Annotated in this window: 9 protein-coding genes, 2 tRNA genes and 3 rRNA genes; 12 read left to right on the top strand and 2 right to left on the bottom strand. The window is 64.9% G+C overall.

Features of this window, described 5'->3' with window-relative positions; genetic code table 11:
• From QZ647_RS09470 to ppdK, 6 genes are all read left to right on the top strand, one after another.
• Window positions 1-481, top strand: a 16S ribosomal RNA gene (locus QZ647_RS09470); the annotation flags it as partial.
• Between the two features lie 116 nt (window positions 482-597).
• Window positions 598-673: transfer RNA gene (locus tag QZ647_RS09465), tRNA-Ala, on the top strand.
• Between the two features lie 22 nt (window positions 674-695).
• A tRNA-Ile gene (locus QZ647_RS09460) sits at window positions 696-773 on the top strand.
• A gap of 219 nt (window positions 774-992) precedes the next feature.
• Window positions 993-3,929 (top strand): 23S ribosomal RNA (locus QZ647_RS09455).
• Between the two features lie 83 nt (window positions 3,930-4,012).
• A 5S ribosomal RNA gene (gene rrf, locus QZ647_RS09450) occupies window positions 4,013-4,128 on the top strand.
• A 115-nt stretch (window positions 4,129-4,243) separates the two neighbouring features.
• On the top strand, window positions 4,244-6,958 hold the full coding sequence (gene ppdK / locus QZ647_RS09445) for a pyruvate, phosphate dikinase (RefSeq protein WP_291271916.1): 2,715 nt from the start codon (window positions 4,244-4,246) through the stop codon (window positions 6,956-6,958).
• A 6-nt stretch (window positions 6,959-6,964) separates the two neighbouring features.
• Here the strand turns inward: ppdK and QZ647_RS09440 are convergent, their stop codons facing one another.
• Complete coding sequence (locus tag QZ647_RS09440) at window positions 6,965-7,363, bottom strand: hypothetical protein (protein ID WP_291271915.1); 399 nt, start codon at window positions 7,361-7,363, stop codon at window positions 6,965-6,967.
• A 202-nt stretch (window positions 7,364-7,565) separates the two neighbouring features.
• Between QZ647_RS09440 and ettA the strand changes: the two genes are divergently transcribed.
• From ettA to QZ647_RS09420, 4 genes are read left to right on the top strand one after another with little or no spacing between them, the layout of a single operon-like run.
• Window positions 7,566-9,263, top strand: a complete 1,698-nt coding sequence (ettA, locus tag QZ647_RS09435) for an energy-dependent translational throttle protein EttA (RefSeq protein WP_291271914.1) — start codon at window positions 7,566-7,568, stop codon at window positions 9,261-9,263.
• On the top strand, window positions 9,260-9,901 hold the full coding sequence (locus QZ647_RS09430; protein WP_291271913.1) for a hypothetical protein: 642 nt from the start codon (window positions 9,260-9,262) through the stop codon (window positions 9,899-9,901). The genes ettA and QZ647_RS09430 overlap by 4 nt, the downstream gene beginning before the upstream one ends.
• Window positions 9,901-10,758, top strand: a complete 858-nt coding sequence (locus tag QZ647_RS09425) for a DNA cytosine methyltransferase (RefSeq protein ID WP_291271912.1) — start codon at window positions 9,901-9,903, stop codon at window positions 10,756-10,758. Before QZ647_RS09430 ends, QZ647_RS09425 begins: the two co-directional genes overlap by 1 nt.
• A 9-nt stretch (window positions 10,759-10,767) precedes the next feature.
• Window positions 10,768-11,349, top strand: coding sequence for a phosphorylase (locus QZ647_RS09420; protein ID WP_291271911.1), 582 nt, complete (start codon window positions 10,768-10,770; stop codon window positions 11,347-11,349).
• Here the strand turns inward: QZ647_RS09420 and QZ647_RS09415 are convergent.
• Window positions 11,318-13,648, bottom strand: coding sequence for a ComEC/Rec2 family competence protein (locus QZ647_RS09415; RefSeq protein ID WP_291271910.1), 2,331 nt, complete (start codon window positions 13,646-13,648; stop codon window positions 11,318-11,320). The two genes, QZ647_RS09420 and QZ647_RS09415, sit on opposite strands and share 32 nt — an antisense overlap.
• A 66-nt stretch (window positions 13,649-13,714) precedes the next feature.
• Here QZ647_RS09415 and QZ647_RS09410 point away from each other — a divergent pair, with 66 nt between their 5' ends.
• Window positions 13,715-15,133, top strand: a complete 1,419-nt coding sequence (locus QZ647_RS09410; RefSeq protein WP_291271909.1) for a sigma-54 dependent transcriptional regulator — start codon at window positions 13,715-13,717, stop codon at window positions 15,131-15,133.
• The gene (locus tag QZ647_RS09405; RefSeq protein ID WP_291271908.1) at window positions 15,126-15,827 is read left to right on the top strand and encodes a hypothetical protein; all 702 of its coding nucleotides are present in this window, start codon (window positions 15,126-15,128) and stop codon (window positions 15,825-15,827) included. Before QZ647_RS09410 ends, QZ647_RS09405 begins: the two co-directional genes overlap by 8 nt.
• Window positions 15,828-15,878 lie beyond the last annotated feature (51 nt).

The raw sequence follows: 15,878 nt of genomic DNA, 5'->3' as shown, positions 1-15,878 counted from the left end.
CGTCAGCTCGTGTCGTGAGATGTTGGGTTAAGTCCCGCAACGAGCGCAACCCTTACCCGTAGTTGCCAGCGCGTCATGGCGGGAACTCTACGGGGACTGCCCGGGTTAACCGGGAGGAAGGTGGGGATGATGTCAAGTCCTCATGGCCCTTATGTCCAGGGCTACACACGTGCTACAATGGGCGATACAAACCGTTGCAAAGTCGCGAGATGGAGCTAATCGGAGAAAGTCGTCCTCAGTTCGGATTGTAGTCTGCAACTCGACTACATGAAGGTGGAATCGCTAGTAATCGTGTATCAGAATGATACGGTGAATACGTTCCCGGGCCTTGTACACACCGCCCGTCACATCACGAAAGCCGGGAGCACTTGAAGAGGGTGAGGTAACCGCAAGGGGCCAGCTCTCAATGGTGAACTTGGTGATTGGGGTGAAGTCGTAACAAGGTAGCTGTAGGAGAACCTGTGGCTGGATCACCTCCTTTCTAAGGAGAGTCGCTTTTAGGAGCGACGAAAGGTCAACGCTTCCGATCGAAATTTCTATCCGGTTTTTAAAGACGCTCGGTCAATCTTTGACGAGCGTGCTTGGGCGTCTGGAAACGGGCCCGTAGCTCAGCTGGGAGAGCGCCTGGTTTGCATCCAGGAGGTCGTCGGTTCGATCCCGGTCGGGTCCACCAACGCCCGCTGAGGCACAAACTGGGGCCTATAGCTCAGTCTGGTTAGAGCGCACGCCTGATAAGCGTGAGGTCGGTGGTTCGAATCCACCTAGGCCCACCATTTATGCAAGGTTTGAGTTGAGTTGAGGCCTTTCGAGGTTTGAATCCAGCTCAAGGCTGACTCAAGGGTCAGTTGCCGGAAGGCAGAGTTGTTTGACAGTCAAATAGAAGGAATAGAGAAGGGTGATCCATGGCGTTGAAGTGACGCTGTGGGCTTAAGGCGAGGCAAGTTTAGCGAAATACTCTTAAGGGTCGAAGTCAATGTAATTCATTGATGGAAGGCCAAGTTACAAAGGGTTGACGGTGGATGCCTTGGCAGATGACAGCGATGAAGGACGTGGTAAGCTGCGAAAAGTCTCGGGGAGTTGCACGCGAACGGTGATCCGGGAATGTCCGAATGGGGAAACCCGTCTGGGTGAAAGCTCAGTCATCTCTCAGCTGAATTCATAGGCTTTGAGAAGCGAACGTGGGGAAGTGAACCATCTCAGTACCCACAGGAACAGAAAACAACAGTGATTCCGGGAGTAGCGGCGAGCGAAACCGGAAGAGCCCAAACCTCTTACGTGTAAGCGGCAGGCGTTGCGTAAGGGGGGTCGTGGGACCTACAGGTTGAGGCTGCCCCTCAACACAGAGTTACAAAACCTCTAGTTAGCGGAACGGCATGGAAAGGCCGGCGATACAGGGTGATAGCCCCTTATGCGAAAGCTACGAGGACTCTGAGTGGTGTTCCCAAGTATGTCGGGGCACGAGAAACCTTGACAGAATTTGCCGCGACCATGCGGTAAGGCTAAATATGTTCATCTGACCGATAGTGAACCAGTACCGTGAGGGAAAGGCGAAAAGAACCCCGATGAGGGGAGTGAAATAGAACCTGAAACCGTCAATCTACAAGCAGTGGAACCACCATGGTTTATCCGGTGGAACCGCGTGCCTTTTGCATAATGAGCCGGCTAGTTATTTTCAGTGGCGAGGCGAAGCCGAAGAGGCGGTGCCGTAGGGAAACCGAGTCTGAATAGGGCGACAGTCGCTGGAAATAGACGCGAAACGGGATGATCTATCCTTGACCAGGATGAAGTCCGGGTGACACCGGATGGAGGTCCGAACCAGTGTGGGTTGAAAACCGCTTGGATGAGTTGAGGATAGGGGTGAAAGGCCAATCAAATTCCGTGATAGCTCGTTCTCCCCGAAATAGCTTTAGGGCTAGCGTCGGATGTTTCGTCGTGCAGGTAGAGACCTGAATGGACTAGGGGGCTTACCAGCTTACTGAATCCAACCAATCTTCGAATGGCACGCCGTGAAGTCCGGCAGTCAGACTGCGGGTGATAAGATCCGTAGTCGAGAGGGAAAGAACCCAGATCGCCAGCTAAGGTCCCAAAATACATGCTAAGTGGAAAAGGATGTGGATGTGCTTAGACAGCCAGGAGGTTAGCTTAGAAGCAGCTATCCTTTAAAGAAAGCGTAATAGCTCACTGGTCAAGCGGGTCTGTGCCGACAATTCAACGGGGCTAAAGCATGTTACCGAAGCTGCGAACGTAAGTGGTAGGGGAGCATTCCCTACGTCTGTGAAGGTTGACCGTAAGGACAGCTGGAGACATGGGAAGAGACTCTGTCGGCATAAGTAGCGTAAAGACAGGCGAGAACCCTGTCCGCCGTAAGACTAAGGTTTCCAACGCAAGGTCAATCCGCGTTGGGTTAGTCGGACCCTAAGCCGAGGCCGAAAGGCGTAGGCGATGGAAGGCTGGTTAATATTCCAGCACCATGAGCATCTCGTTTGTACGATGCAGGGACGCAGGAAGGTAGGGACGCAGAGCTATGGAATGTTCTGCGAAAGGATCCAAGGGTGGTGCTTAGGGAAGTCCGGGCGCCACGAGCCCAAGGTTTCTGACGAAAAGTCCTGATCCTACACTGCCGAGAAAAGCTGCTAAGGAGAGGTGCTTGTGTCCGTACCGCAAACCGACACAGGTAGTCGAGGAGAGAATCCTCAGGCGTTTGAGAGAACTCTGCTGAAGGAACTCGGCAAATTAACCCCGTAACTTCGGGAGAAGGGGTACCACGGTAGGGTTCATAGCCCGAGGTGGTGGCACATAAATGTTCCAGGCGACTGTTTAACAAAAACACAGGTCTCTGCAAACTCCAAAGAGGAGGTATAGGGGCTGACGCCTGCCCGGTGCCGGAAGGTCAAGAGGAGCGGTCAGCGCAAGCGAAGCTGCGAATTTAAGCCCCGGTGAACGGCGGCCGTAACTATAACGGTCCTAAGGTAGCGAAATTCCTTGTCGGGTAAGTTCCGACCTGCACGAATGGCGTAACGATCTGGAAACTGTCTCCAGCAGAGACTCAGCGAACTTGTAGCACCGGTGAAGATGCCGGTTACCCGCACTTAGACGGAAAGACCCCGTGCACCTTTACTACACCTTGACATTGAGGTTGGCGTTGGACTGTGCAGGATAGGTGGGAGGCTATGAAACTGGCTCGTTAGGGTCGGTGGAGCCACTGTTGAGATACCACCCTGTTCAACGCTGATCTCTAACTCGCACCCGTGATCCGGGTGGAAGACAATGTCAGGCGGGTAGTTTGACTGGGGCGGTCGCCTCCTAAAGCGTAACGGAGGCGTACGAAGGTTCCCTCAGGCTGTTTGGAAATCAGCCGCAGAGCGCAATAGTATAAGGGAGCTTGACTGCGAGTCAGACACGACGAGCAGGTGCGAAAGCAGGTTATAGTGATCCGGTGGTCCCGAATGGAAGGGCCATCGCTCAACGGATAAAAGGTACGCCGGGGATAACAGGCTGATCTTGCCCAAGAGTTCATATCGACGGCAAGGTTTGGCACCTCGATGTCGACTCATCACATCCTGGGGCTGAAGCAGGTCCCAAGGGTTCGGCTGTTCGCCGATCAATAGTGGTACGTGAGTTGGGTTCAGAACGTCGCGAGACAGTTCGGTCCCTATCTAGTGTGGGCGCAGGAGATTTGAGAGGACCTGTCCTTAGTACGAGAGGACCGGGATGGACTGACCTCTGGTGTTCCAGTTGTGCCTCCAGGTGCAATGCTGGGTAGCTAAGTTGGGAAGTGAGAAGCGCTGAAAGCATCTAAGCGCGAAACACCCCTCAAGATGAGATCTCCCTATGAGACCCGTGGAAGACCACCACGTTGATAGGTCGCATGTGTAAGTCCGGTAACGGATTTAGCTGAGCGATACTAATCGGTCCACAGACTTGACCTTTCATCAATCAATTGCATCAACTTCATAACCCTCGAGCGCTTAACCGCGCCTCGCCCAAATCCCTTCTCACCCTTCTACCCCTTCGTCGTGGCTTTTCCCCAAGGGTCACACCCGTTCCCATCCCGAACACGGCAGTTAAGACTTGGAGGGCCGATGATACTGCGCCGGACAGGCGTGGAAAAGTAGGTCGCTGCGACGTTAAAATCAGACGGGTCACCCCACCAGGTGACCCGTTTTTCATGTTGAACCCCCGCATCCGCGGGGGTTTTTGCGTTCCACGCCGGATACACTGGAAGTTCCGCGTGGAGGAACTGATGAGTAAAGGTGTTTACACCTTTGGGGGGAACCGCAACGAGGGGGGCGCAGCCATGCGCAACCTGCTCGGTGGCAAGGGGTGCAACCTGGCTGAGATGGCCGGGCTGGGCATTCCGGTGCCTCCGGGATTCACGCTCACGACCGAGCAGTGCGGCGCCTACTACACGAATGGCCGGCAGCTCAGCGAGGGGCTCAAGGCCGAAGTGCTCGAAGCCCTGAGGTGGCTGGAGGGCGTGCGTGGATGCGGTTTCGGTGCCGCCGAAAACCCCCTGCTCCTCTCCGTGCGCTCCGGTGCCCGGGTTTCCATGCCGGGCATGATGGATACGGTTCTCAATCTCGGCCTGAACGACCGCACGGTCGCGGCCCTGGAACGGGCCAGCGGCAATGCCCGCTTCGCCTGGGATTCCTACCGCCGCTTCATCACGATGTACAGCAATGTGGTGCTGGGTGTCGAACATTCGCTCTTCGAGGCAGAGCTGGAGCGCGCCAAGGAGCGCTCGGGCAAGCACCAGGACACGGACCTCGATGCCAGCGACTGGAAGGGTCTGGTGGCGGCCTTCAAGGAAATCGTGCTGGAGGAGACCGGCCAGCCCTTCCCGCAGGAGCCCATGGATCAGCTCTGGGGCGCCATCCGCGCCGTGTTTGAGAGTTGGAACACGGCCCGGGCCATCACCTACCGGCGCCTTCACCGCATCCCGGATGACTGGGGCACAGGCGTCAATGTGCAGAGCATGGTCTTCGGCAACATGGGTGACGACTGCGGCACCGGCGTGGCCTTCACGCGGGATCCTGCCACGGGCGAGCGCCTCTTCTACGGCGAGTACCTCATCAACGCCCAGGGCGAGGATGTGGTGGCCGGCATCCGCACGCCTCAGCCCATCACGCGGGCGCAGGCCGAAGGCACGGGCCTGAAGAGCCTCGAGGAGGCGATGCCCGCCTCGTTCACGGAGTTGGATGCCACCTGCCAGCGCCTGGAACAGCACTTCAAGGACATGCAGGACATCGAGTTCACCATCGAGCGCGGGAAGCTGTACCTGCTTCAGACGCGCAATGGCAAGCGCACGGCCATGGCCAGCATCCGCATCGCCATCGACCTGGTGGACGAGGGCCTCATCGACAGCCGCACCGCGCTCAAGCGCATCGATGCCGATAGCCTCTCCCAGCTGCTGGCGCCGGTCTTCGATCCCAAGGAGAAGGACCGCCTGCGGAAGGAGGGCCAGCTGCTGACGAAGGGCCTCAACGCCGGGCCAGGGGCGGCCACGGGTCGCATCGCCCTCACGGCCGAGCAGGCCGAGACGATGGCGCAGGAGGGCCCCGTGGTGCTCGTGCGCGTGGAGACGAGCCCCGAGGACATCTCGGGCATGGTGGCCTCCCAGGGCATCCTCACGGCCCGGGGTGGGATGACCAGTCACGCGGCCGTGGTGGCCCGAGGCATGGGCAAGCCCTGCGTCTGTGGCGCCTCGGCGCTGCAGATCGATCTCGTCCGCGGCGTGGTGCTGGTGGGTGGCCACGAGCTGAAGGCCGGCCAGGACTGGATCTCCATGGATGGGTCCACCGGCGAGGTCTTCGCCGGCAAGCTCAGCGCCCATCCCTCCGAGGTCAACCAGGTGCTGGTCGACAATCGGCTCAAGGCCGAAGACAGCCCGCTCTACCAGCGTTTCGCGAAGATCATGGCCTGGAGCCACGAGGCCAAGCGCATGAAGGTGCGCACCAACGCCGACACGCCGCACGATGCGGCCGTGGCCCGCGCCTTCGGTGCGGAAGGCATCGGACTCTGCCGCACGGAGCACATGTTCTTCGAAGGGGATCGCATCCTGGCGGTGCGCGAGATGATCCTGGCCAACGATGTGGAGGGTCGCAAGAAGGCTCTGGTGAAGCTGCTGCCCATGCAGCGCGAGGACTTCGAAGGCCTCTTCACGGCCATGAACGGCCTGCCAGTGAACATCCGTCTGCTGGATCCTCCGCTGCACGAGTTCCTGCCCCAGGACGAGCCGGGCCAGAAGGAGATGGCCGAAGTGCTGGGCGTGGACCTTGGCACGGTGGAACGCCGCGTGACGCAGCTCCACGAGTTCAACCCCATGATGGGCCATCGCGGCTGCCGCCTCGGCATCACCTTCCCGGAGATCATCCGGATGCAGGTTCGGGCCATCGCCGAAGCCGCCCTGAATGTGACGGCCCAGGGCATCAAGGCCCTGCCGGAAATCATGGTGCCCCTCATCGGCACCGTGCGCGAGTTGGCCTACACCAAGGCCGAGATGCTCGACGAGATCGCCCAGGTGAACCAGGAGCGCGGCAGCCAGTTCGCGTGCCCCATCGGCACCATGATCGAGATTCCCCGCGCCGCCATCACCTCGGACAAGATCGCCCAGGAGGCCGAGTTCTTCAGCTTCGGCACCAATGACCTCACCCAGATGGGCTTCGGCTTCAGCCGCGACGATGCGGGCACCTTCCTACCGGAATATGTGGGGAAGAAGATCCTGGAGGACGATCCCTTCCAGAGCCTGGATCAGGAGGGCATCGGCGAGCTGGTCCGCATCTCCTGCGAGAAGGGCCGCGCCGCGCGCCCCGGGATCAAGCTCGGCGTCTGCGGCGAGCACGGCGGCGATCCCCGCAGCGTGACCTTCTTCCACCGCGTGGGGCTGGATTATGTGAGCTGCAGCCCTTACCGCGTGCCCATCGCCACCCTGGCCGCCGCCCAGGCCGCCCTGGATTAGGGGCCGCTACAGGAACGCCACGGACTGCGTGGCCGTCGTCACGATGAAGCACCGCTCGTTGTTGGATCGCGGATCGGCCGGGAGCAGGAAGAACCCCGGCCGGTCCGGCTGATAACCCTGGGTGGTGCCCACCAGCACTTCCCCGTCCTTGAAGGTGACCTGGACCTTCCGCCCCGGCGTCGGCGCGAAGGGGGGGAAGTCGTTGGTCTTGTGGTGGTCCGGATCCCCCTCCAGGCGCCGGACGAAGTACACCGCCTTGAGGTCGGGGACCTTGACTTCCTGGGGCTTCGCGCCGTGGCCGGTTCCGGCGAGCAGAATGTGGAAGAGGTTCTTGGTCGGAAGGAAATCGCTGGTCTGGCCCTTCAGGGTGGTTCCATCCAGGAATCGCGCCACCACTTGGTTCATGGGAGTCTCCGCATCGCTTGAGTCCGGGGGAGGGGCCACTGTTTGAATGGATGCGCCAAAATTACAAGCAATCACCTTCGGCTGCAAGGTTTCTGCCTGTGTGAATGCGATGGCAGGCAGGCGCTCCGCCACCGTGGCGACGGGGATCCCCGCGATGGGTTCGGCGGGAAGCGCGATAGAATCACCCTTTTCGAGTGATGACATGGCCAAGACCGCGACCAGGACTCCATCCGATCAGCCCGAGATCATCTATTCGATGATGCGGGTCAGCAAGATCTACAACAACAAGCCGGTCATCAAGGACATCTCCCTCAGCTACTTCTATGGTGCCAAGATCGGCGTCCTGGGTCTGAACGGCTCCGGCAAGAGCACCGTGCTGCGCATCATGGCGGGCGTGGACCACGACTTCAACGGCGAGGCCGTGCTGAGCAAGGGCTACACCACGGGCATCCTGGACCAGGAACCCCAGCTCGATCCCGGCAAGACCGTGCGGGAGATCGTGGAGGAGGGTGCCGCCGAGAAGGTGGGCTGGCTGAAGGACTACAACGCCATCAGCGATCAGTTCGCCGATCCCGATGCGGACATGGATGTGCTGCTGGCGAAGCAGGCCGAGCTGCAGGATAAGATCGACGCCCACGATTGCTGGGATCTGGATTCGCGTCTCGAGCAGGCCATGGATGCTCTGCGCTGTCCCGACCCGGACACCAAGATCGCCGTGCTGTCCGGCGGCGAGCGCCGTCGCGTGGCGCTCTGCCGCCTGCTGCTCCAGGAGCCGGACATCCTGCTACTGGACGAGCCCACCAACCACCTGGATGCCGAGACCGTGGCCTGGCTGGAGAAGCACCTGCAGGACTACAAGGGCACGGTCATCGCCGTCACCCACGATCGTTATTTCCTGGATCATGTGGCGGAGTGGATCCTCGAGCTGGACCGGGGCGAGGGCATCCCCTGGAAGGGCAACTACTCCAGCTGGCTGGAGCAGAAGCAGGGCCGGCTGGCCCGCGAGGAGAAGTCGGACCAGAAACGGCAGAAGACCCTCGAGCGCGAGCTGGAGTGGATCCGCATGTCGCCCAAGGGCCAGCACGCCAAGAGCAAGGACCGCATCGCCAACTACGAGCGGCTGGCGGGCGAAGAGGGCCGCCAGAAGGAGCAGGAGCTGGAGATCTACATTCCCAGCGGCCCCCGACTGGGCGATCTCGTGGCCGAGCTGAACGGGGTCTCCAAGGCCTACGGAGATCGCGTGCTCTTCGAGAACCTCAGCTTCGCCATCCCCCGCGCCGGGATCCTCGGCGTCATCGGTCCCAACGGCGCCGGCAAGTCCACGCTCCTGCGCCTGCTCACGGGCCAGGAGACGCCCGATGCCGGCACCATCCGGATCGGAGAGACCGTCCGCATGGCCTATGTGGATCAGCTGCGCGCCAACCTCAACCCCGACAAGAATGTGTTCGAGGCGGTCTCCGGTGGCTACGAACAGATTGAGCTGGGCGGCAAGCTCATCAATGCCCGGGCCTGGCTGAGCCGCTTTGGGTTCTCCGGCGATTCCCAGCAGAAGAAGATCTCCGAGCTGAGCGGCGGGCAGCAGAACCGCCTGAACCTGGCCCTCACCCTGAAAAGCGAATCCAACCTGCTCTTCTTCGACGAACCCACCAACGATCTGGATGTGAATACGATGCGCGCCCTGGAGGAGGCCATCGAATCCTTCGCCGGCAGCGCCGTCTTGGTGAGTCACGACCGCTGGTTCCTGGACCGCCTGGCCACGCACATCCTGGCCTTCGAAGGGGACTCTCAGGTTCAGTTCTTCGATGGGAACTACAGCCAGTACGAGGAATATCGCAAGGATGTCCTGGGTCTGAAGCCCTTCGATCCCCACCGGATCAAGTACCGCAAGCTGACGCGATGAAGGCCGATTCTGCTTCGGCCTCGGTCTTGGCCCCGGCCACCCGTCTGGCCCTGCTCTCGGTGGGAGCCGATCTCATCCTGGGCGGAGCCGCGCTGGGTCTGGGGCTTTCGGAAGGCCCCATCGCCCTGTGGGGGTTCGGCGCCGCCTCCCTCCTGCAGATCCCACCGGCCCTGAGCCTCAGGGGACGCATCCTCGATGGCCTCGGCAACCGGGGGCTCGATCGGGAGCGGCTGGTCCTTCGGGCCCTCAGCCACCTCCTGCGGCTCCTGGCTCTGGGGCTCGCCCTGGCTGCGATTCTGGCGCTTCGGGAGGGCCCGGGGATGCGGGTCGGTTTCTCGGTCCTGGGGGTGGCCATCCTGGGTCTCGCCTTCCAGGCACCCCTCTGGGTCGCGAAGCGGCGGCTGGCGGGCGTCCATCCGGCCCTGGGGTGGGATGCCGACCGCACCCGTGCCTTGCTGGAACAGGCGACTCTGCTCCTGGTGGGCGGCCTCCTGAGCCACTGGTTCCCCTGGGCCGATGCCATCACGGGCCTGGCGCTGGCCCTCCACCTCTTCATCCAGGGGCAGGGCCTCGCCAAGGGCACCACCCTCCAGGCCGCCGCCTGCGGCGGTTGTGGAAGTGGCTGCGGCTGCGGCTGATGCGCGTCCTGGAACTGTTCTCGGGGCTTGGAGGCTGGCGCTGCGCCCTCCGGGACCGGGGCACCGTGGCCGCCGCCTACGATGTGAGCGAGGCCGCCAATGCGACCTACGCTCTGAACCACGGCCACCAGCCCACGCCCCGGGAACTGGCCGCGGTGCCACAGCAGGAGCTGGCCGCCCATTGTGCCGACACTTGGCTCATGAGCCCGCCCTGCCAGCCCTTCTGCCGCATGGGGAACCACCAGGGCTTGGAGGATCGGCGCTCGCGGGCCTTCCTCCACCTGATGGACCTCTTCCGGGAAGCGCCGCCGGATCATCTGGTCCTGGAGAATGTGGGCGGCTTTCTGGGCTCGGATGCCCATGCGCTGCTGTCGGAGCGGATCCGGGCCCACGGCATGCACCGGTTGGATCTCGAGGCCTGCCCCAGCCGCTTCGGGCTGCCCAACCAGCGGCCCCGCGTCTTCATCGTGGCCTCGCGGAAACCCCTGGAACCGAGGCCGCTGCCGGACCTCCCCCCGCGCCCCCTCGCCAGTTTCCTGGATCCGGAGGAAGACGAGGGGCTGTACCTGGATCCCGACACCCTCGCCCGCCACGGCCACGGCATGGACCTGGTGGAGCCCGGGGACCAGCGCAGCACCTGCTTCATCGGCGGCTATGGCCGTCGCTTCGTGGGCAGCGGCTCCTTCCTGAAGACTGCGCGTGGCGTGCGCCGCTTCTCACCCTCCGAAGCCGCCCGGTTGCTCGGGTTGCCCGAGGGCTTCCGCTTTCCTGAAGCCGTGTCCCTGGAAGTCCGGTACCGGCTGCTGGGGAACGGCCTGTCCATTCCCGTCGCGGCCTGGACCCTGGATCATCTGTAGAATCACGCCATGAGACTCCTGCTGTCCGCCTTCGCCCCCGAACTGGGCTCCCTCGCCGGGGATCCGCCCGCGGGCTGGGAAACGGCCACTGTGGGCGTGGGCGCCGTGACCGCGGCCGCCGTCACGGCCCGCCTGCTGGCGGCGCGAAGCCCCGAGGCCGTGCTCTTCCTGGGCACCTGTGGGCGCTACGATGCCCGTCTGGGCCTGTTCGAGGAGCTGTGGGCCTCCCAGGCCATCGCGACCTCGCTGGAGGAACTGCGCGGGGGGGCCTACCGCCCCGGGATCGAGCGGGTCCGCTGGGATGCCACGCTGAAGGGGCCGCTGCCATCCCAGGGGGTGGCCGTGCCACCCGCCATCACCAGAACCTTGGAAGGCGCGGCCCTGCTCGCTTCCGTGGCGCCGGTGGAGCACCTGGAACTCACCGGCATCTTCGCGGCCTGCCATGCGGCGGGCGTGCCTTGCGCCGGGGCGCTGGTGGTGGTGAACGATGTGGGGCCGGAGGCCCAGGCCCAGTGGACGGCCAACCACGCCGAGGGCAGCCGGCGGCTGGTGGACCGCCTCAGGGCGTCGGGCTTTTTCGCAGGGGCGTGAAGGCCGTCGCACCTTCGCCGGTTTCGATGCGCCAGCCTCCGGCCTGGGCGGAGACGCGAAGGCCCTGGGAGGGGCCCGTGATCCAGGGGATCAGGCCCTCGCGACGGAAGGTGGCCAGCGTCTCCGGGTGCGGATGCTCGAAGCGGTTGTGGAAGCCGGCGGGGATGAGGACCACCTCGGGCTTCAGGGCCGCGACCCAGGCGGGGTCCGAGGCGTTGCGGCTGCCGTGGTGTCCGGCCTTCAACAGGCGATGGGGGAAGGGGCCGGGGTCGCCCAGGTCCAGGAGGTCCCGCTCCTGGGTGGCCAGGGCATCGCCCATGAGCCAGAGCTCCCGGTCCCGCCAGGTGACCCGCAGCACCACCGATTCCATGTTGGCGTCCGGCAGGGCGAAGGCTGAGGAAGGCCAGCAGACGCTGAAGGCCGCTTCGCCTCGGGCCCACGCATCGCCTCGCAGGAGACCCGCAGGATCCGCGCCCGCGGAGGGGCGGAAGGGGAGCCAGGGATCCTCCTCCTCCGCCGTGACGGGCACCGAAGTGGCGGCCAGGGGCCAGAGCCGGGACAGCGTGGCCCAGCCGCCGGCGTGGTCCCCGTGGGCGTGGGTGAGCACCAGGTGGACGGGCTCGCGCACGCCGCGCCGGCTCAGGACGCGGGCGAGGCGGCGGCCGCTCCAGGGCCCCGGACCCGTGTCGATCAGCGTGGCCCCTCCTCCGGGCACCCGCAGGAGCAGGGCATCCCCCTGGCCGATGTCCACGGATTCCAGGGACAGGGTGGCCGGCGCCCGGCCCGTGCCGTGGAAGCCGAGCAGGCCCAGCGACAGGATCACAAGCCCCACGGTCAGGGCCCGGGTGCGCCTCAGGGTCCCCTGCCGGTGGGCGAGGGTGAGCCAGCCCAGCGTCAGCAGGAGCCAGGGCCAGAGGACCCCCGTGGCCAGCGGCGCGATGCCCGTGAGGGCCGGCACCAGCCGATCGCCCATCCAGGTCAGCAGGGCGGCGGCGCCCTGGGTGACCCCCGGGACGGGCACCAGGATCAGGGCCAGGCAGACGGGCGTGAGGAAGGCCACCAGGGGCAGCACCAGCAGGTTGGCGAGGATGCCCCACCAGGGCGCACCCCCATGGAGCAGCGCCAGCAGGGGCAGGGTGGAGAGCCAGGGCGCGGCCAGCCGCCCGAAGGGCAGGGCGAGGCGGCCCAGCATCGGGGAGGCCAGGCCCGCCAGGGGCTCGGCGCCCCAGAGCAGGCCCAGCAGGGCCCACCAGGCCAGCAGGAAGCCTGGTTCTGCGCCGGCGGCGGGATGCCCCAGCAGCCAGAGCAGCAGGGCCAGGTGCAGCCCGGCCACCGGCGGCAGCTTCCAGCCGCTGCTGCGTCCGAGGGCCCAGGCGACGCCCATGAAGAGGCCGCGCCACACCGGCGCGGAAAAGCCCACCAGGGCCGAGTACAGCAGCCCGGCCGCGATGGAGCCGGTGGCCGCGCCGTGCAGGCGCAGGCGTCGCCACAGTGCTTCCAGGGCCGCCATCACCAGGGTCACCTGCAGGCCTGAGACCACCAGGATGTGGAGGGTGCCGCTCTCGGCGAACACGCTGAAGTGGGCCTCGTCCGCCGGGGGGATGCCCAGGGCGAGCGCGCCCCACAGGTCCCTGGCGGTGGGGCCCAGGGGCAGGGCCTCGAAGCGCCGCCGGGCCAGGGTCTGAAGGCGCAGCAGAAGCGAGGGTGCAGGCGGGCCGGTCGCCTCCATCAACTGGGCCGAAGACAGGTGGATGCGCCGGGGCGCTTCGTCGCTGCGGGCCCGCCAGAGCGGGCGCTCCGCGAGGAAGACCGGCGCGGGCTGGATGGGACGCAGGTCCGCGCGCAGGCGCACCGGCGTGCCGGGAGCAGGTGGGGGAAGCTCGCCCTCGGCGGGCACCGTGAGGGGCAGGGCGAGGCCGCGGAGGGTTTCCGGTGCGGACAGCTCGAGCTGGGTGCGCAGCCGTTCGCCCTGCAGCGTCCAGGGGGCCGCGATGCGGCCTTCCACGGCCAGGAAACCCGAGGGCAGGGCGGCTTCCCAGCGGGCCTTGCGGGCCAGCCCCAGGAAGGTGAATCCCGCCAGGCCGAGGGCGAGGGGCACGATGACCCATCGGCGCTGCCGGAGCAGGGGCAAGGTGAGGGCCCAAACCAGAGCGCCGAGGGCGACCCAGCGGCCGGCGAGCTGACCGTCCCAGCGCTCCGGGACCAGCCATGGCACGGTGCAGGCGGCCGCCAGGGCCCAGGCCAGGGGCCAGAGCGAAGCCCCGGACAGGCGCTGCCACAGGCTGGATCTGGAAAGCATGGGGTGAAGTCTATCCAGACTGTCCAAACCTTGACAGGGGGTTCCGGCCTGGGGAACCATTCAGGTATGAATCCAGCCCGGGCTCTGCTGGTGGACGACGATCCCACCATCCTCGAGGTGGTGGGCACCCTGTTATCCCGCCATGGGCACGAGGTGGTGGGCACCGGCTCGGGGCTGCGGGGCGCTCAGTGCCTGCGGCGCGAGCACTTCGACCTGGCGGTGGTGGACCTCATGTTGCCGGATCTGAACGGCCTGGAACTGGCCCGTCAGGCCGTGGCCAATCCCGACACGGTGGTGGTGGTGCTGTCGGGTTCGACTTCCGTCGAGACGGCCCTCCAGGCCATGCGGATGGGCATCTACGACTATGTGCCCAAGCCCTTCCGGGCTGAGGAACTGGAGCACACGCTCCTGCGGGCCATCGAGAAGTCGCAGCTGAACCAGGAGAACAAGCGGCTCCGCGAGCAGATCCAGCACAAGGAGCCCGGCCCCCAGATGGTGGGCCGGTCCGAGGCGTGGCAGCACCTCCAGACCCTGCTCCGCCGGCTGGCGCCGTCGCCCTCCACGGTGCTCATCACCGGGCCTTCGGGGACCGGCAAGGAACTGGCGGCCCGCGCCATCCACCAGTGGAGCCCCCGGGCCCAGGGCCCCTTCGTGGCCATCCACTGCGGGGCCATCCCGGAGACGCTGCTGGAGGACGAGCTCTTCGGCCATGTGCGCGGGGCCTACACGGACGCCCGCACCGACCGCCCGGGGCGTTTCCAGCAGGCCGAGGGCGGCACCCTCTTCCTGGACGAGATCGGCACCATGCCCCTCAGCTTGCAGGTGAAGCTGCTGCGGGTGATCCAGGAGCGGGAGTTCACGCCGCTGGGTTCGGCGCGTACGGTGAAGGCGGACTTCCGCCTGCTGGCGGCCACCAATGAGGATCTGAGCGCCCTGGTGGCGGAAAAGCGGTTCCGCGAGGACCTCTTCTACCGCCTGAATGTGATCCCCGTGCAGCTGCGGCCGCTGCGGGAGCACCGGGACGACATTCCGGTGCTCGTGGCCCACTTCATCCGCAAGTTCGCCCGGGAGCTGGGCCTGCCACTGAAGCAGGTCGAGCCCGCCGCCCTGCAGGCCCTGGAAGCCTATGGCTGGCCGGGCAATGTGCGTGAACTGGAGAACGCCGTGGAGCGGGCCATGGCACTGGGCTCCGATCCCGAGCGGATGCTGCTTCAGGACCTCCCGGCGGCCATCGCCGGCATCCTGCCGACGGCGGCCTACCCGCGTCTGCCCCAGCACCAGGGGCTCGGCCGGTTCCTGGAGGACCTGGAGCGCCACCTGGTCCTCGAGGCCCTCCAGGCCACCGGCTGGAACAAGAGCGAATCCGCCCGCCGCCTCGGCATGCGCCGCACCACCCTGCTGCACCGCCTGAAAGCCCTGGGTATTCCGCTGAACCCCATGGATGAAGCGGAATCGGCCCTGGCCCAGGAGTCCCACGATGCGTGATCCGAGAGGCGCGGCACTGCTGCTGCTGTTGGCCTGCGGGTCGCTGGGGGCCTGGTCCCCGAGGGTCCATGAGGCCCAGACGGCCAAGGCGATCCGGCTGCTGCCCAAGCGCATGGCCACGCTGTTGCGGGCCCACCCCCAGGCCCTGCTGGAGGGGGCCCGGGGGGTCGCCAACGACCAGCCGCCCACGGTGGAGGAGGTGGAGGCCCAGTTCCGCACCATCCTTCGCCTCAGCGAGGAGCGCCGCCGCCCCGAGGACATCGTCCGTGACCTGGGCGTCCTGGCCCATCTGGTCCAGCTGCTGACGGATCCTTCGGCCAGCGAGGGCATGAGCCCCTTGCGGGAGAGCTTCGAAGCGTATGCCGACGAGCACATGGCGCACCTGCTGGTGACCCAGGAGCCGTACTGGGCGGTGGCCGGCGGCCTGGACCCCGTTCCGGCCCTCCGGCGTTTCCTGGCCACCAAGCAGGAGCGGAACCGGCGCCTCCGGGAACATTTCGACGAAAATGCTGGTCGCCGCATCGGTCCCTGGGACGACTTGTCCCTTCCCTTCGCCCAGATGCAGCTGGCTTTTTCCAATGGCGTCCACGCCACGGCCAACCTCTGGATCCTGGCTTGGCGGGCAGCCGGGGACCAGTGGGAGATTCCGCCCGCGCCTGATCCCGCGAACCCGAAAGAACCCTCGATTCGCTAGGCGAATCACGACTTTCAAGCTATCTTTCCAAGCATTCCCTCTGGAGAAAGT

This window comes from Geothrix sp., from assembly GCF_020622065.1.
Lineage (GTDB): Bacteria > Acidobacteriota > Holophagae > Holophagales > Holophagaceae > Geothrix.
Note: the sequence above shows the minus strand (reverse complement) of the source record. Positions and strands in the feature narration are given on the sequence as shown.